The sequence below is a fragment of the Enterobacter sp. 118C5 genome (assembly GCF_034107645.1).
GTDB classification, from domain to species: Bacteria; Pseudomonadota; Gammaproteobacteria; order Enterobacterales; family Enterobacteriaceae; genus Enterobacter; species Enterobacter nematophilus.
On record NZ_JAWNEU010000012.1, the window covers coordinates 42,325 to 58,767 of the forward strand.

The following is a 16,443-nucleotide window of genomic DNA, read 5'->3' on the forward strand; positions in this document are numbered from 1 at the left end:
ATTTTTAAGCAAATAATGCGAAGCATGCGCGATGTGCAGAAAAAGGTGTGATAACGAACACGATTTTGCGCTTTTTTGGGGTGCTTCAAAGAAAGTTCAGCCGCATCCGTGTATGTTACGCGTTTTTTAGCGTGTGCGGTTTTGAGTATGTACGAGTTTAACCTGGTGCTGCTGTTGCTTCAGCAGATGTGCGTGTTTCTGGTCATTGCCTGGCTGATGAGCAAAACGCGTCTTTTCATCCCGCTGATGCAGGTCACCGTACGCCTGCCGCACAAGCTGCTCTGCTACGTCACCTTCTCTATTTTTTGCATCATGGGGACCTATTTTGGTCTCCATATCGAAGACTCTATTGCCAATACGCGCGCCATCGGCGCGGTGATGGGCGGGCTGCTGGGCGGCCCGGTCGTCGGTGGCCTTGTCGGTTTAACCGGTGGGCTGCATCGCTATTCCATGGGCGGGATGACGGCGCTCAGCTGCATGATCTCGACGATCGTCGAAGGGCTGCTCGGCGGCCTGGTGCACAGCTACATGATTAAGCGCGGACGCCCGGACAAGGTGTTTAGCCCGCTTACCGCCGGGGCCATTACTTTTGTGGCCGAAATGGCGCAGATGGCAATCATTCTGCTGATTGCCCGCCCGTTCGAGGATGCGCTGCACCTGGTCAGCAATATTGCCGCCCCGATGATGGTGACAAACACGGTGGGCGCGGCGCTGTTTATGCGTATTCTGCTCGACAAGCGCGCCATGTTTGAAAAGTACACCTCGGCCTTTTCCGCCACGGCGCTGAAGGTTGCTGCCTCGACCGAAGGGAACCTGCGTCAGGGATTTAACGAAGAGAACAGTATGAAGGTCGCGCAGGTGCTCTATAAAGAGCTGGATATCGGCGCGGTGGCCATTACCGATCGCGAAAAGCTGCTGGCGTTTACCGGCACCGGAGACGATCACCATCTGCCGGGCAAACCGATCTCGTCGACCTATACGCTGCGCGCCATTGAAACCGGCGAAGTGGTATATGCCGACGGTAACGAAGTGCCTTACCGCTGCTCGCTGCATCCGCAGTGCAAGCTGGGCTCCACGCTGGTCATTCCGCTGCGCGGGGAAAATCAGCGGGTGATGGGCACCATCAAACTGTATGAGGCGAAAAACCGTCTGTTCAGCTCCATCAACCGCACGCTGGGGGAGGGGATCGCCCAGCTTCTTTCCGCGCAAATTCTGGCCGGGCAGTATGAACGGCAGAAAGCCCTGCTGACGCAGTCTGAGATTAAGCTGCTGCATGCCCAGGTTAATCCGCATTTCCTGTTTAATGCCCTCAACACGCTCAAAGCGGTGATCCGCCGCGACAGCGATCAGGCCGCGCAGCTGGTGCAGTTTCTGTCGACCTTTTTCCGCAAGAACCTGAAGCGCCCGTCAGAGATCGTGACCCTGGCCGACGAGATTGAGCACGTGAATGCCTATCTGCAAATTGAGCAGGCGCGGTTTCAGTCCCGCCTGCAGGTGTCGCTCTCCGTTCCGGACGAGCTGGCGCATCAGCATCTTCCTGCCTTTACCCTGCAGCCTATTGTGGAGAACGCCATCAAGCACGGTACCTCGCAGCTTCTGGGGACAGGGGAGGTCACCATCGCCGCCAGCCGTTTCAATCACCATCTGGTGCTGGATATTGAAGATAACGCCGGGCTTTACCAGCCTTCCACCTCAGGTGGATTAGGGATGAGCCTGGTGGATAAACGCCTGCGCGCCCACTTCGGCGACGACTGTGGCATAACCGTCGCCTGCGAGCCTGACCGCTTTACCCGTATTACCGTTCGACTGCCGCTGGAGGAAAACGCATGTTAAGAGTGCTGATTGTGGATGACGAGCCGCTGGCACGGGAAAACCTGCGCGTTCTGCTGCATGAGCAGCCAGACATTGAGATTGTGGGGGAGTGCGCCAACGCCATTGAGGCCATCGGTGCGGTGCACAAGCTGCGCCCGGACGTGCTGTTCCTCGACATTCAGATGCCGCGCATCAGCGGTCTGGAGATGGTCGGCATGCTCGATCCGGAGCATCGTCCCTACATCGTGTTTCTGACGGCGTTCGACGAATATGCCGTTAAGGCTTTTGAGGAGCACGCGTTTGATTATTTACTCAAGCCGATTGAAGAGAAGCGGCTGGAAAAAACGCTCACCCGTTTACGCCAGGAGCGAACCGTCCAGGACGTGACGCTGCTGCCTGAGAACCAGCAGCCGCTGAAATTTATCCCCTGCACCGGGCACAGCCGGATCTATCTTCTGCAGATGGATGATGTGGCATTTGTCAGCAGCCGCCTGAGCGGGGTGTTTGTCACCAGCGCGGAAGGGAACGAAGGGTTTACCGAGCTGACCCTGCGCACGCTGGAGAGCCGCACGCCGCTGATTCGCTGCCACCGCCAGTATCTGGTGAACATGGCGCACCTGAAGGAGATCCGCCTGGAAGATAACGGCCAGGCCGAGCTGGTGCTGCGCGCCGGGCAGACCGTCCCCGTCAGCCGCCGCTATCTGAAAAGTTTGAAAGAGGCGATTGGCCTGTAAAACTGGTACACTGCGCGCCATTGCATCATCGACATTCGAAGGCTCTATGCTAAGTAACGACATTCTTCGTAGCCTGCGCTACACCCTGAAAGCAAACAATAACGACATGGTGCGCATTCTTGCGCTGTCCGACATGGAGTCCACGTCTGCAAATTTTGATACCTGGATGACCAAAGAGGACGAAGAGGGCTTCGTCCGCTGCCCGGACATCATTCTGTCGGGTTTTCTGAACGGACTGATTTACGATAAGCGTGGCAAAGATGACTCCGCGCCCGAGCTGGCGCTGGAGCGTCGCGTGAACAACAACACGGTGCTAAAAAAGCTGCGTATCGCCTTCTCGCTGAAAACGGACGATATCCAGGCGATCATGACCGAGCAGAAATACCGCGTGTCGATGCCGGAAATCACCGCCATGATGCGCGCGCCGGACCACAAAAACTACCGCGAGTGCGGCGACCAGTTTCTGCGTAATTTCCTGCGCGGGCTGACCCACCGGGTGCATCACCCAAAGGCGTAAATGCGACATGGGTGCGGCATGTTGCTCTCACCCCGGCCCTCTCCCACAGGGAGAGGGAGAACAAAAAAGCCGGAGATCATCTCCGGCTTTTTTGTTATTTCACCTGCTGGCCCGGCTTCGCGCCTTCGTCCGGGCTTAACAGGAAGATATCTTTCCCCCCTGGGCCCGCGGCCATCACCATCCCCTCGGAGATGCCGAAGCGCATTTTGCGCGGCGCCAGGTTAGCGACCATCACGGTTTGACGGCCGATCAGCACCTGCGGGTCCGGATAGGCAGAACGGATGCCGGAGAAGACGTTGCGCTTCTCGCCGCCGAGATCCAGCGTCAGGCGCAGCAGCTTGTCAGAGCCTTCCACGAATTCTGCGTTTTCAATCAGCGCCACGCGCAGATCGACTTTAGCGAAATCATCAAAGGTGATGGTTTCCTGAATCGGATCGTCCGCCAGCGGGCCGGTTACCGGTGCTGCAGCCGCTTTCACCTCTTCTTTAGAGGCTTCGACCAGGGCTTCAACCTGCTTCATCTCGATGCGGTTATACAGCGCCTTAAAGGTGTTCACCTTGTGGCCGAGCAGCGGCTGCGCCATTGCATCCCAGGTCAGTTCGGTGTTCAGGAACGCCTCCGCGCGGGCTGCCAGCTGCGGCAGAACCGGCTTCAGGTACGTCATCAGCACGCGGAACAGATTGATGCCCATGGAGCAGATGGCCTGCAGATCGGCATCGCGACCTTCCTGTTTGGCGACAACCCACGGCGCCTGCTCGTCCACATAGCGGTTAGCCAGGTCAGCCAGCGCCATGATTTCACGCACGGCTTTTCCGAACTCGCGCGTTTCCCAGGCTTCGCCAATGGTGGCCGCCGCGTCGGTAAAGGTTTGGTACAGGGCAGGGTCCGCCAGCTCAGCGGCCATTACGCCGTCAAAGCGCTTGGCGATAAAGCCCGCGTTACGGGACGCCAGGTTCACCACCTTGTTAACGATGTCCGCGTTCACGCGCTGCACGAAATCTTCCAGGTTCAGGTCGATATCGTCGATGCGGGAAGAGAGCTTCGCGGTGTAGTAGTAGCGCAGGCTGTCCGCGTCGAAGTGGTTCAGCCAGGTGCTGGCCTTAATGAACGTCCCGCGAGACTTGGACATCTTCGCGCCGTTTACCGTCACGTAGCCGTGTACAAACAGGTTGGTTGGCTTGCGGAAGTTGCTGCCTTCCAGCATTGCCGGCCAGAACAGGCTGTGGAAATAGACGATGTCTTTACCGATGAAGTGGTAAAGCTCAGCGGTAGAGTCTTTCTTCCAGTATTCGTCGAAGCTCACGGTATCGCCGCGCTTGTCGCACAGATTCTTGAAGGAGCCCATGTAGCCGATTGGCGCGTCCAGCCAGACGTAGAAATATTTGCCCGGCGCGTTCGGGATTTCGAAGCCGAAGTACGGCGCATCGCGGGAGATATCCCACTGCTGCAGGCCGGATTCGAACCACTCCTGCATCTTGTTCGCCACCTGCTCCTGCAGCGCGCCGCTGCGGGTCCACGCCTGCAGCATTTCGCTGAAGGAGGGCAGGTCGAAGAAGAAGTGCTCTGAGTCACGCATCACAGGCGTGGCGCCGGATACCACGGATTTCGGCTCGATAAGCTCGGTCGGGCTGTAGGTCGCGCCGCAGACTTCGCAGTTATCGCCGTACTGGTCCGGGGATTTACATTTTGGACAGGTGCCTTTGACGAAGCGGTCCGGCAGGAACATGCCTTTTTCCGGATCGTACAGCTGAGAGATGGTGCGGTTTTTGATAAAACCGTTCTCTTTCAGACGGGTGTAGATCAGCTCCGACAGCTCGCGGTTTTCGTCGCTGTGCGTGGAGTGATAGTTGTCATAGCTGATGTCAAAGCCAGCAAAATCGGTCTGATGCTCCTGACTCATTTCGGCAATCATCTGCTCCGGGGAAACCCCCAGCTGCTGCGCTTTCAGCATGATCGGCGTGCCGTGGGCATCGTCCGCGCAGATGAAGTTAACCTCGTGGCCGCGCATTCGCTGGTAACGGACCCAGACATCAGCCTGGATATGCTCCAGCATGTGGCCGAGGTGGATTGAGCCGTTGGCGTACGGCAGGGCGCACGTTACCAGAATTTTTTTCGCGACTTGAGTCATAGTAGGCATTACTTCTTTTAACTGTGAAAAGGGTTTTCGATATTACCAAAAGGGGCATTATTAAGTAAGCACAAACCACGGCCTTTCAGGTAAACTTGTTTGTCTAAGGTCTTATTCACAAGAACAAAGGAGTCGGGATGAGTTCTCAATCCCAGGCCAAATCACCGGAAGCCTTACGAGCAATGGTCGCCGGGACGCTGGCTAACTTTCAGCATCCAACCCTGAAGCACAACCTCACTGCGCTGAAAGCGTTACACCACGTCGCATGGCTGGACGACACATTGCACGTTGAGCTGCAGATGCCGTTCGTCTGGACCAGCGCTTTTGACGCGCTGAAAGAGCAGACCAGCGCTGAGCTGCTGCGCATTACCGGCGCGAAAGCGATTGACTGGAAGCTGAGCCACAGTATCGCCACGCTGAAGCGTGTGAAAAATCAGCCGGGCGTCAACGGGGTGAAAAACATCATCGCCGTGAGTTCTGGTAAGGGTGGGGTGGGTAAATCGTCTACCGCCGTTAACCTCGCGCTCGCGCTGGCGGCGGAAGGGGCAAAGGTCGGTATTCTGGATGCCGATATCTACGGTCCGTCTATTCCAAACATGCTGGGTGCGGAAAATCAGCGTCCAACCTCGCCGGACGGCACGCATATGGCGCCGATCGTGGCGCACGGTCTGGCGACCAACTCCATCGGTTACCTGGTGACTGACGATAACGCCATGGTCTGGCGCGGCCCAATGGCCAGCAAAGCGCTGCTGCAGATGCTGCAGGAAACGATGTGGCCGGATCTGGATTATCTGGTGCTGGACATGCCGCCGGGCACCGGTGACATTCAGCTGACGCTGGCGCAAAACATTCCGGTAACGGGCGCCGTCGTGGTCACCACGCCGCAGGACATCGCGCTGATCGACGCCAAAAAAGGCATCGTGATGTTCGAGAAAGTGGAAGTGCCGGTGCTGGGCATCGTCGAGAACATGAGCATGCACATCTGCAGCAACTGCGGACACCATGAGCCTATCTTCGGTACCGGCGGTGCCGAGAAGCTGGCGGCGCAGTATCACACCCAGCTGCTGGGGCAGATGCCGCTGCATATTTCCCTCCGTGAAGATCTGGACAGCGGAAAGCCGACGGTCGTGAGCCGCCCGGACAGCGAATTTGCGGAGATGTATCGCCAGCTGGCGGGGCGCGTTGCGGCGCAGCTCTACTGGCAGGGTGAAGTGATCCCGGGTGAAATCGCCTTCCGCGCGGTGTAATTCCTCTGCGCTTTAGTGCCGGGTGGCGGCTTCGCCTTACCCGGCCTACGAAATACGGTTTTGTAGGTCAGGTAGGCGAAGCGCCACCTGACGTTACCCAAGCCGATAATGCATCAGATAGTACTCTCCCTCAGGAGAATTCCCCGTCGCCTCAATGTGCCAGCCGTGCCGCTGGTAAAACGCAATAGCCCGCGCATTCTTCACCAGACACTTGAGTGAGCCCGTGCTGGTAAACGTCTTCTGTACGTGCTCAAGCAACACATGTCCGACGCCCAGGCTCTGATACTGCGGATCGACAAACAGGTTGTGCAGAAAATTATCGTTCGTCCAGACTGAGGCGAAGCCGAGTCGGTGCCCATCCTGCTCCGCCACCCAAATCTCTTCGTCCAGGGTTGCCGCGTCAAAATCTTCCAGTTGCCACGCAGAACTGTCCAGCCACGGCCAGGCTTCACGCCGGGCGTGGAGGTAGAGCGTGCGCAGGAAAGGGCGGTCGCTCTCCTGCCACGAACGGATTACGATCGTATCAGCGATGATAGAAGATATCTCCATTGTAGGCTTTGTAGATTTTGCCATCGGCATCGCCAATCAGAACGTAGTTTTCACCCATGTAGGTCCAGTGGGTACCGGCATCCGGCGCCGGAAGGTTACGCAGCTGGTACTGTTTGATGGTGTACTCCGGCGTTTGATACTGCGCCGGTGCCGTATCGCCGATTTTAAACTTCGTGAAATCGGCGATGAACTCTTGTTCTTCATAGGCCTTGATGCCCGATGGCGCAGCGGCGGTTTGCGGGGCAGAGAACGCAGAGCCCGCCAGAGACAGTAATACACCCAGAAGCAGCAATTTACGCTTAGCCATTTTTTCTCCAGTGATATCGTTGCAGAGACTTTCGTCTGCAGGGCACACAGCACAAGGCAGACAGTCTATTTTAAGTATCAAAGCATGATGCGTTTGATAAAAAATGTAACAAAAGTGGAGGGGTTTGGGTAGTCGATTAGGGTGATGCTCATCATTGCAGTGAATGTTAGTTGTGCGGGATATTTATTATTTTTATCATTTTATTAATCTATTCTGAAAATAACTTTTTACGTCAAAATTGCACCGTTAAGCGAATGCTTTCGCGAGGGATAACATTTAATATCGCGGCGCATAAACTGTTATTACTCTCCGTTTTCTTGCGCAATTGTGCGCTGTGTTTAACTTTTTAAACAACAGCGGGTTTGCGCTTTGCACTAATGCGGAAAAATAATAAATAACTATATTTCAAGGTGTTGCTTGTGTTTTTTTTGCAAGTTAAATGCCCGGCGCAACGATAAATCAACAATTTATATAAATGAAAAATACAACTGCTTTTTTACTGTCCTTTCTGACGCTCAGCCAGCTAACAGGATGTGTATTTTCACCAGGCCAGAACTTAAGTCTTTCCGGTAAAAAAGTCACTACCGGTGAAGAAATTAACGATCCGCTGGACAAACGCGTGGAGGTTTTTCCTTTAACCCCGGAATTAATTGAAAAACTGCGCCCACCCGTTTCTAAATCTCAGGCAAATCCTAATCTGGATGAGCAGCTCAAAAACTGGGAATACCGCATTGGCCCAGGGGACATTCTGACGGTCACCGTCTGGGATCACCCTGAACTCACAACGCCTGCAGGGCAGTACCGTAGCGCGAGCGACGCGGGTAACTGGGTTAACGCCGATGGCACGCTCTTCTACCCCTACGTCGGCAGGCTGAAAGTGGCGGGCAAAACGGTTTCGCAGGTACGTGAGGAGATCACCGCGCGGCTGGATAAGGTCATTGAGAGCCCGCAGGTGGACGTCAGCGTTGCCTCCTTCCGTTCTCAAAAAGCCTATATCACTGGAGAGGTTGAGAAATCGGGCCAGCAGCCAATAACCAATATTCCATTGACGGTAATGGATGCGGTGAACGCCGCAGGCGGTCTCTCTGCGGATGCCGACTGGCGTAACGTCGTGCTCACGCATGATGGCCAGGACTCGCGCCTTTCACTCTATGCTCTGATGCAACATGGCGATTTGACCCAAAATAAGCTGCTTTATCCGGGCGATATCCTGTTTGTTCCCCGGAACGACGCGCTGAAAGTGTTCGTGATGGGCGAGGTGGTTAAACAGAGCACCCTTAAGATGGATCGTAGCGGCATGACGCTGGCCGAAGCCCTGGGGAATGCAGGCGGGCTGAACCAGAATATGGCCGATGCAACCGGGATTTTTGTTATTCGCCCGGTTTCACGAAAAGGCGAGAAAGACAAAATCGCCAACATCTATCAACTCAATGCGGAAGATGCCTCAGACATGGTGTTGAGTACAGAATTCGAGCTGGAACCGTACGACATTGTCTATGTCACGACGGCACCGCTTTCACGCTGGAACCGCGTGATCGCCCAGCTGGTACCCACCATCAGCGGCGTACATGACCTGACCGAAACCGTCCGTTACATCAGGTCGTGGCCGCAATAATGTTCAATTCAATTCTCGTGGTTTGCACCGGCAATATTTGCCGTTCACCGATTGGTGAGCGGCTGTTGCGCCAGCAGCTACCCGACGCGCAGGTGACCTCGGCAGGCATTTTCGGGCTTGAAGGACGCCCGGCGGATGCGGCTGCAAGGGCTGTCGCCTTACGTCATGGCGTTTCGCTGGAAGGTCACGTGGCGCGTAAGGTCACACGTTTTCTGTTACAAAAATCCGATTTGATTCTGGTGATGGAGCCAGAGCATCTCCGTTTTATTGCCTCAATCGCGCCGGAGAATCGGGGGAAATCGCTGTTGTTTGGACAGTGGCTGGAAACAAAGGACATTCCCGATCCGTATCGCAAAAGCCGGGAAGCCTTCGAATATGTTTTCGAGCAGTTAGGAAAAGCCAGCCAGGAATGGGCTCGTCGTTTGCGTCAACAAGGAATGAAGCAGTAATGTCGTCTCATAAATCAGACAAATTTGGTGCTGCGACACCGCATAATAATGAAATTGATCTCATTCAGCTGATGGCAGAGATGTTTGATCATCGGGTAATGATAGCGTGCATCACGCTCCTGTTCACCGTATGCGCCGGGATCTATGCGTATAGCGTCACACCGATCTATCAGGCTGATGCCCTTGTACAGATAGAAGCGAAGCAGGACAATTCGTTGCTCAAAAGCTTAAGCCAGTTTGGGACCGATCTTTCACCTGATGTAGCTCCCGAACTCCTGCTGCTCAGGTCGCGGATGATTCTGGGAGAGACCGTTGACAAGCTGGGGCTAACGTACAGCGTTAAACGGCGCGTGCTGTCCGTCATTGGGGCGCTGCTGGAACGAGGGCGTAAAGCCGATGAACTGACAATTGGCGCGCTTACCATCCCCCTTCTGGAAGACAAGCCACAGGAACTTTTACTGACCGTTCAGGAGCAGGGCCGGTATCACCTCGAAGGAAAAACGCTTGAGGCTGATGGCGTCGTTGGGAAAACGCTGGTTAAAGACGGAGTAACGCTGCTTGTTACCTCCCTCAATGCGGCGCCAGGGACCCGGTTTGCCCTCGAAACCGTCACAAAGCTTGAAGCGATTAACGCCCTTCAGCGCCGACTCACTGTTTCGGAGTCGGCGAAGCAGAGCGGAATTATCACCTTAACGCTGACGGGCGAGGACCCTGACAAGATCGCCGTGGTGCTCAACACCATTGCTGAAAATTATCTCAGCCAGAACATTGCGCGCCAGGAGGCTAAAGATACCCGCAGCCTGGCGTTTTTACAGGATCAATTACCTAAAATCAGCCGCGAACTGGATGAAGCCGAAGCGCGACTGAACGCCTACAGAGAGCAGCGCGATTCTGTCGATCTCTCCCTTGAGGCGAAGACGGTTCTCGATCAGGTGGTTAATGTGGAAAACCAGCTTAACGAGCTGACGTTCCGCGAAGCAGAAGTTTCTCAGCTTTTCAAAAAGGATCACCCAACCTATCGCGCCTTACGGGAGAAAAAACAGACCCTGGAGCAGGAACGTACGCGCCTGAATAACCGAGTCTCATCCATGCCTTCTACGCAGCAGGAAATTTTGCGCTTAAGCCGTGACGTTGAGTCCGGGCGCACCATCTACCTGCAGCTGCTGACGCGTCAGCAGGAGCTGAATATCTCGCGCTCCAGCGCCATCGGAAACGTGCGGATCATTGACCCAGCAGTAACGCAGCCTGCCCCAGTCAAACCGCGCAAAGTGATTATCATTGTGCTCGGTATGCTGGTGGGATTGATGCTCTCGGCAGGAACGGTGTTGGTGCGCTCTGCGTTTAAACGGGGCATCACCTCGTCTGAACCGCTGGAAGCGCAGGGAATGCCTCTTCTGGCTACGCTCCCGCGTTCGGTGTGGCTGTGGAAAAAAACGCATTTGCGCAGGAGGACGCTGTTTGCTTCCCACTGGAAGCACAGGACGTCAAACGTACCTTTCCTGCCCGTTGAACGTCCGGCAGATATGTTTGTCGAGGCGGTGCGCGGGTTACGCACCAGTCTGCATTTCACCATGATGGATGCCGCTAACCGGATAGTCGCGGTTTCAGGCCCTTCGCAGGACTGCGGAAAGACCCTGGTGAGCACCTCGCTGGCGTCGATTGCGGCTCAGGCCGGACAGCGTGTGCTGTTTATTGATGCGGATATGCGCAAAGGATATGTCCACAACATTTTCAAATTGAACAACCGCCATGGGTTGTCCAGCGTGCTGGGGGGAAATGTAGAGTGGCAGGATGCGATTCAACGCTTCGAGAAAGGTGGCTTTGATGTGTTGACCTGTGGAGCTCAGCCTTCGCATCCTGTCGAGCTGCTTATGAATGAGCGCTTCCAGACGGTAATGTCGCGAATAGACAAAGAATACGACATCGTGATTGTCGACACGCCACCGGTGCTGGCCGTGACGGATGCGCTACTCGTCGCCAGAGCCGCGGCAACCACGTTGCTAGTTGCCCGTTTCGGTAAAACCAGCGTCAAAGAGATCGAGAATTGCCGGAAGCGTCTGAAGCAGATGGGCGTACAGGTTGAAGGTGCGATTCTCAATGATATTGTGAAATCCGCTGCGTTCTATTACCACTCGGGTTATAGCCATTACGACTACGGCTATACCCCGGAATAAAAGCGGCGCGACACTTCTTTACAGCATAACGCCGAATAGCCCGTTAAGATGACCTCCGTTAAATCGAGAGGTCATAATGGATAACCGTAAATTGAGTCGCCTGCGCCGCTGGGCGCGGGAAGGGATCATACTCATTCTGCTTACGCTGGCGGTCATGTGGGGTGTGGATCAATACCGAAAGCCGTCATTACCCGCCAGCTTTAGCGCAACGCCCATGCAGAGCATCGACGGTAACATTCACGATATCGCGGCGCTCAGCCAGCAGCGCCCGCTGCTGATTTACGTCTGGGCAACCTGGTGTAGCATCTGTCGTTATACGACACCTGCGGTCGATAAGCTGGCAAAAGAGGGTGGTAACGTCGTGAGCATTGCCATGCGTTCCGGTGACGATGCAAAGCTCGCCCGCTGGGCTGAAAAGAAAAACCTGAGTATGCCGGTGATTAACGATGCAAACGGCGCCTTGTCGCAGCAGTGGCAGGTGAGCGTAACGCCGACGCTGGTGATTGTGTCAAAGGGGAAAGTAGTCAGTACCACAACGGGCTGGACGAGCTACTGGGGATTGAAAATCAGAATGTGGTGGGCAGGCGTATAAAGATAACCCCTCTTCCGACGGAAGAGGGGTTTTGTATTACTTAGCCAGAACTTCCTGCGCGGTGCGCTCAACCAACGACAGCAGGATTTTGATATCCTCCAGCGTCACGGTTGGGTTCAGCAGGGTCAGCTTCAGGCAGGTGATGCCGTTATGCTCGGTCACACCGACGTTTGCACGGCCGGATTCCAGCAGCGCATCACCAATTTTCTGGTTCAGCAGGGCGATGCCCGCGTCGTCCATCTGCACCTGGCCACGGAAGCGGAACAGCACGCTTGCCAGCTGTGGCTGCATAACCAGTTCCAGAGCAGGCTGCTCTTTCACGTAGGCCGCAACCTGCTGCGCCAGCGTTACGCCGTGATCGATGATCGCCGCGTATTGCTCCTGACCCAGCGCTTCCAGGCTCATCCACAGCTTCAGCGCGTCGAAACGGCGGGTGGTCTGCAGAGATTTGGACACCAGGTTAGGCACGCCCGCTTCTTCGTCGAACTCAGAGTTCAGGTATGCCGCCTGATAGCGCATCAGCTCATAGTGGCGCGCTTCTTTCAGCAGGAACGCGCCGCAGCTAATGGTCTGGAAGAACTGCTTGTGGAAGTCCAGGGTGACGGAATCCACCAGCTCAATGCCGTCCAGGTAGTGACGATACTGCTCAGACATCAGCAGCGCGCCGCCCCAGGCCGCATCAACGTGTACCCAGATGTTCTGCTTCGCCGCCAGTTTAGCGATCGCGCGCAGCGGGTCGATAGCGCCGGCATCGGTGGTACCTGCCGTCGCAACGATGGCCAGAATCTGCTCGCCGTTCGCGTTGCACTGTTCGATTTTCGCCGCCAGATCGGTCAGATCCATGCGGGAGAACTCGTCGGTTTTCACCTGCACCACGGACTGGTAGCCCAGGCCCATCAGCGCCATGTTTTTCTGTACGGAGAAGTGCGCGTTTTCAGAGCACAGGACGCGGATCTTGCGCAGATCGCCCACCAGACCGTCCTGCTGAACGGAGTGGCCCTGACGCGCGAAGAACGCGTCACGGGCCAGCATCAGACCCATCAGGTTGCTCTGGGTACCGCCGCTGGTGAAGACACCCGCGTCGCCAGCCTGATAACCCACGCGGGTACGCAGCCACTCGATCAGTTTGATCTCAATAATGGTTGCGGACGGGCTTTGATCCCAGGAGTCCATACTCTGGTTAGTGGCGTTGATCAGCACTTCCGCCGCCTGGCTTACCACCAGGCTTGGGCAGTGCAGGTGCGCCACGCACTGCGGGTGATGAACGGACAAGCTGTCTTTCAGGAAGAACTCTACGGCGCGTTCAATCGCCGCTTCGTTGCCCAGCCCTTTCGGGTTGAAATCCAGCTTAATACGGTCGCGCAGCTCCGCGACCGTTTTGCCCTGGTACATCTCAGGCTGCTTCAGCCACTGCATCACAGCCTGAGTGCTTTGTTCAATCGCCTGCTGGTAAGCTTCAATGCTCTGCGCAGAGGAGAACAAAATTGGGTTTGAATCTGACATCGTAATCAACTACTCCGGTTACGCCGGGCGAACGCCCGCAGCAAGCAGTGCCTGCTCGAATTTATCCAGGAAGATTTTCAGCTCTTCATCGCTGATCAGCAGAGAAGGCAGCAGGCGCAGAACGATACCGTTACGACCACCACGCTCCAGAATCAGACCGGCTTCGAAGCACTTCTTCTGAATCAGCGCAGACAGCTCGCCGTCGCCAGGGAAGCAGCCCATGTGGTCAGCGGCTTCGTGCGGCTTAACGATCTCGATACCGATCATCATGCCCAGACCGCGAACGTGACCGATTACCGGATAACGTTTCGCCATCTCTTTCAGCTGGCCTTTCAGCCATTCGCCCTGAGCAGCCACTTTGCCTGCGATGTTCTGGTCTTTCAGGATTTTCAGCGTCGTCAGACCGGTTGCCATCGCCAGCTGGTTGCCGCGGAAGGTGCCGGTGTGGTGGCCTGGCGCCCATGCGTCGAACTGCTTTTTGATGCCGAGCACGGCCAGCGGCAGACCGCCACCGACTGCTTTAGACATCACGATGATGTCTGGCTCAATGCCCGCGTGTTCGAAGGCGAAGAATTTACCGGTACGGGCAAAGCCAGCCTGAACTTCGTCCAGGATCAGCAGAATGCCGTGTTCCTGAGTCACTTTGCGGATGCGCTGCAGCCACTCGGCCGGAGCCGGGTTTACGCCGCCTTCGCCCTGAACGGCTTCCAGAATTACCGCAGCAGGCTTACGCACGCCGCTTTCAACGTCGTTGATCAGGTTGTCGAAGTAGTAAGTCAGCGCTTTCACGCCCGCTTCACCACCGATACCCAGCGGGCAGCGGTACTCGTGCGGGTAAGGCATGAACTGCACCTCTGGCATCATGCCGTCAACCGCTTCTTTCGGAGACAGGTTGCCGGTCACGGACAGTGCGCCGTGGGTCATGCCGTGGTAACCACCAGAGAAGCTGATGATACCGCTGCGGCCGGTCACTTTTTTCGCCAGCTTCAGCGCCGCTTCAACGGCGTCGGCACCGGATGGACCGGTGAACTGCAGGCAGTACTCTTTGCCCTGGCCTGGCAGCAGAGAGAGCAGGTATTCAGAAAACGCGTCTTTCAGAGGCGTAGTCAGATCCAGAGTGTGTAACGGCAAGCCGCTGGTAATGACATTTTGGATGCTTTTCAGCACATCAGGATGGTTATGGCCAAGCGCAAGGGTCCCTGCGCCTGCTAAACAGTCAAGGTATTCTTTATTATCTGCATCGGTGATCCACACGCCTTCTGCTTTAGTAATCGCTAAAGGCAGTTTGCGCGGATAACTCCTGACGTTAGATTCAAACTCGGCCTGACGGGCCAGATAGGTTTCGTTGCTTTTGTGGGCATCTACGGTGTCAATACGGACTTTATCCGTCATCATATCACTCCTACAACCGCCGCTTCGCTATGAGCCACGATTGAATAAAAAGTTAAAAAACAGATGGGGGCCTGAAAAAAACGCCGCCAATATAGAGCCTTTTGTCACGGGGCTCAATGGTTAATTTGTTTACTGTTTTGTGACATGGGGCACAGGAGAGGCGAGATCACCATTTTTAAAAAGAGAATTGCAATTTATTTGCAATAAAAACAAAGTGTTATGGTGGTTTTGTTCGGTGTGTTAAATGACAGAAAAGAGTGTGACAAATCGTGCCATTGACTGACAAAAAAAGGCGGTATGCTGCCTTCATACCTCCTTATTTTTCCATCAACGACAAAAAGCGGCAGTCACATGGCGCGCGCAATAGAATCACGCATTAAAAATGGACTTTCAACGCGCGTCGTTTCCCGGTGTTCGTCACCGTTAATAATGTGCAGGGCGCTCAGGCGGCCAATTTCGTAGTGGGGCAACTGAACCGTTGAAAGAGGCGGCAAAAATAGCTCGCCAATGCCCACCATATTGTCGTAGCCGATAACCGCGACATCTTCAGGAATGCGAAGCCCTTGCGCCAGCAGCGTCTGGTACACCATAAACGCGATACGATCGTTACCGCAGATAACGGAGTCAAACCGCGGAATGCCGTTCTGGATGCGCGCCAGCAATGCGGACGGAATATCACGGTAATGCTCATCCCCGAGCGCCATATACTCATGTTCGAGGCTGTCCGGGTCGACCCCGGCTTCACGGCAGGCGCGTTCCAGCCCCTGGCGGCGTCGGGTTGTGGCCAGATGGCCCACAGGTAAATGCAGGCACAGGGGTTTCCGATAGCCTTCCGCGAGTAAGGCCCTGACGGCGGCGTACTGCCCCTGTTCATCATCCGGGATATAGCTGGCGACCTTTTCACCGACACTCTCACAGTTCGCCAGCACGCAGGGAAGGGTGAGCAGCTTGGCAGGAAGAGGAACCTGACGTAACCCCATCGTGGTGTAGATAATCCCGTCTGGCCGGTGGGAGAGCAGAAGATCGACGATGGCATCCGGGTTGTCGTCAGCAAACATATTCATGACGAAGCTATTCCAGCCGTGCATCCTGGCCGTCTCTTCAATGGACAGCGTAATCTCCACCGAAAAAGGTGTCGTGACCGTATCAAGCGCCAGCACGCCTATGGTTTTAGGCGAAGCATTCGCGCCGCGTATTTTCTTTGCGGACAGATCGGGGACGTAGCTGGTCTGCTCGATAGCCCACTGCACGCGCGCCAGCGTTTCCGGCTTGAGGCGCTCCGGGCTGTTAAGCGCGCGGGAAACCGTCATCAGCGAGACGTTAGCCAGCTTTGCGACGTCCTTCAGGGAAGCCATTTTCTTACTCCGTTAATGCTCTGTGAGAGGGTATACAACTAAGTCGCTGATGTAAAAGGAAGGCTGATG

At 55.5% G+C, this 16,443-nt stretch carries 14 protein-coding genes; 8 read left to right on the forward strand and 6 right to left on the reverse strand.

Features of this window, described 5'->3' with window-relative positions; translation table 11 throughout:
• The first annotated feature begins 147 nt into the window (after positions 1-147).
• Genes UTO39_RS17655 through UTO39_RS17665 form a run of 3 tightly spaced genes read left to right on the forward strand, consistent with a single transcriptional unit; the run spans position 148 to position 3,063 of the window.
• Complete coding sequence (locus UTO39_RS17655) at positions 148-1,833, forward strand: sensor histidine kinase (RefSeq protein WP_320727695.1); 1,686 nt, start codon at positions 148-150, stop codon at positions 1,831-1,833.
• Positions 1,827-2,546, forward strand: a complete 720-nt coding sequence (gene btsR / locus UTO39_RS17660; protein ID WP_218726949.1) for a two-component system response regulator BtsR — start codon at positions 1,827-1,829, stop codon at positions 2,544-2,546. The genes UTO39_RS17655 and btsR overlap by 7 nt, the downstream gene beginning before the upstream one ends.
• A 46-nt stretch (positions 2,547-2,592) precedes the next feature.
• Positions 2,593-3,063 carry a DUF1456 family protein gene (locus tag UTO39_RS17665; RefSeq protein WP_061097639.1) on the forward strand — a complete coding sequence of 157 codons (471 nt, stop codon included), beginning with the start codon at positions 2,593-2,595 and terminating at the stop codon, positions 3,061-3,063.
• Positions 3,064-3,157: 94 nt separating this feature from the next.
• Here UTO39_RS17665 and metG read toward each other — a convergent pair whose 3' ends face one another.
• On the reverse strand, positions 3,158-5,191 hold the full coding sequence (gene metG, locus UTO39_RS17670; protein ID WP_320727696.1) for a methionine--tRNA ligase: 2,034 nt from the start codon (positions 5,189-5,191) through the stop codon (positions 3,158-3,160).
• A 137-nt stretch (positions 5,192-5,328) separates the two neighbouring features.
• On the opposite strand from metG, the gene apbC reads away from it, so the two are divergent.
• Positions 5,329-6,438, forward strand: coding sequence for an iron-sulfur cluster carrier protein ApbC (gene apbC / locus UTO39_RS17675; RefSeq protein ID WP_061097640.1), 1,110 nt, complete (start codon positions 5,329-5,331; stop codon positions 6,436-6,438).
• A gap of 93 nt (positions 6,439-6,531) precedes the next feature.
• On the opposite strand, the gene UTO39_RS17680 is transcribed toward apbC, so the two are convergent.
• Both UTO39_RS17680 and UTO39_RS17685 read right to left on the reverse strand, forming a co-directional pair.
• On the reverse strand, positions 6,532-7,011 hold the full coding sequence (locus UTO39_RS17680) for a GNAT family N-acetyltransferase (RefSeq protein ID WP_320727697.1): 480 nt from the start codon (positions 7,009-7,011) through the stop codon (positions 6,532-6,534).
• On the reverse strand, positions 6,962-7,294 hold the full coding sequence (locus UTO39_RS17685; protein ID WP_008500887.1) for an RcnB family protein: 333 nt from the start codon (positions 7,292-7,294) through the stop codon (positions 6,962-6,964). Before UTO39_RS17685 ends, UTO39_RS17680 begins: the two co-directional genes overlap by 50 nt.
• 475 nt (positions 7,295-7,769) lie before the next feature.
• On the opposite strand from UTO39_RS17685, the gene UTO39_RS17690 reads away from it, so the two are divergent.
• From UTO39_RS17690 to UTO39_RS17705, 4 genes are all read left to right on the forward strand, one after another.
• On the forward strand, positions 7,770-8,909 hold the full coding sequence (locus UTO39_RS17690; RefSeq protein ID WP_320727698.1) for a polysaccharide export protein: 1,140 nt from the start codon (positions 7,770-7,772) through the stop codon (positions 8,907-8,909).
• Positions 8,909-9,358, forward strand: a complete 450-nt coding sequence (locus tag UTO39_RS17695) for a protein tyrosine phosphatase (protein ID WP_320727699.1) — start codon at positions 8,909-8,911, stop codon at positions 9,356-9,358. The genes UTO39_RS17690 and UTO39_RS17695 overlap by 1 nt, the downstream gene beginning before the upstream one ends.
• A complete protein-coding gene (locus UTO39_RS17700) occupies positions 9,358-11,532 on the forward strand; it encodes a polysaccharide biosynthesis tyrosine autokinase (protein ID WP_320727700.1) in 2,175 nt (724 codons plus the stop codon). Before UTO39_RS17695 ends, UTO39_RS17700 begins: the two co-directional genes overlap by 1 nt.
• Positions 11,533-11,608: 76 nt before the next feature.
• Positions 11,609-12,124, forward strand: coding sequence for a protein disulfide oxidoreductase (locus UTO39_RS17705; protein WP_320727701.1), 516 nt, complete (start codon positions 11,609-11,611; stop codon positions 12,122-12,124).
• Between the two features lie 36 nt (positions 12,125-12,160).
• On the opposite strand, the gene UTO39_RS17710 is transcribed toward UTO39_RS17705, so the two are convergent.
• The 3 genes from UTO39_RS17710 to UTO39_RS17720 all read right to left on the reverse strand — a co-directional run bounded on the left by UTO39_RS17710 (position 12,161) and on the right by UTO39_RS17720 (position 16,374).
• Entirely contained in the window at positions 12,161-13,627 is a 1,467-nt protein-coding gene (locus tag UTO39_RS17710; RefSeq protein ID WP_320727702.1) for an aspartate aminotransferase family protein, read from the reverse strand.
• 18 nt (positions 13,628-13,645) lie between these two features.
• Positions 13,646-15,022: a diaminobutyrate--2-oxoglutarate transaminase gene (locus tag UTO39_RS17715; RefSeq protein ID WP_014884533.1), complete on the reverse strand. Its 1,377-nt coding sequence runs from the start codon at positions 15,020-15,022 to the stop codon at positions 13,646-13,648.
• A 344-nt stretch (positions 15,023-15,366) separates the two neighbouring features.
• A complete protein-coding gene (locus tag UTO39_RS17720; protein ID WP_320727703.1) occupies positions 15,367-16,374 on the reverse strand; it encodes a LacI family DNA-binding transcriptional regulator in 1,008 nt (335 codons plus the stop codon).
• Positions 16,375-16,443 lie beyond the last annotated feature (69 nt).

Coding starts and splice junctions, on each gene's coding strand:
- UTO39_RS17655 (WP_320727695.1), top strand. CDS start 148: ATGTACGAGTTTAACCTGGTGCTGCTGTTGCTTCAGCAGATGTGCGTG.
- UTO39_RS17705 (WP_320727701.1), top strand. CDS start 11,609: ATGGATAACCGTAAATTGAGTCGCCTGCGCCGCTGGGCGCGGGAAGGG.
- btsR (WP_218726949.1), top strand. CDS start 1,827: ATGTTAAGAGTGCTGATTGTGGATGACGAGCCGCTGGCACGGGAAAAC.
- UTO39_RS17690 (WP_320727698.1), top strand. CDS start 7,770: ATGAAAAATACAACTGCTTTTTTACTGTCCTTTCTGACGCTCAGCCAG.
- UTO39_RS17665 (WP_061097639.1), top strand. CDS start 2,593: ATGCTAAGTAACGACATTCTTCGTAGCCTGCGCTACACCCTGAAAGCA.
- apbC (WP_061097640.1), top strand. CDS start 5,329: ATGAGTTCTCAATCCCAGGCCAAATCACCGGAAGCCTTACGAGCAATG.
- UTO39_RS17700 (WP_320727700.1), top strand. CDS start 9,358: ATGTCGTCTCATAAATCAGACAAATTTGGTGCTGCGACACCGCATAAT.
- UTO39_RS17680 (WP_320727697.1), bottom strand. CDS start 7,011: ATGGCAAAATCTACAAAGCCTACAATGGAGATATCTTCTATCATCGCT.
- UTO39_RS17715 (WP_014884533.1), bottom strand. CDS start 15,022: ATGATGACGGATAAAGTCCGTATTGACACCGTAGATGCCCACAAAAGC.
- metG (WP_320727696.1), bottom strand. CDS start 5,191: ATGACTCAAGTCGCGAAAAAAATTCTGGTAACGTGCGCCCTGCCGTAC.
- UTO39_RS17710 (WP_320727702.1), bottom strand. CDS start 13,627: ATGTCAGATTCAAACCCAATTTTGTTCTCCTCTGCGCAGAGCATTGAA.
- UTO39_RS17685 (WP_008500887.1), bottom strand. CDS start 7,294: ATGGCTAAGCGTAAATTGCTGCTTCTGGGTGTATTACTGTCTCTGGCG.
- UTO39_RS17720 (WP_320727703.1), bottom strand. CDS start 16,374: ATGGCTTCCCTGAAGGACGTCGCAAAGCTGGCTAACGTCTCGCTGATG.
- UTO39_RS17695 (WP_320727699.1), top strand. CDS start 8,909: ATGTTCAATTCAATTCTCGTGGTTTGCACCGGCAATATTTGCCGTTCA.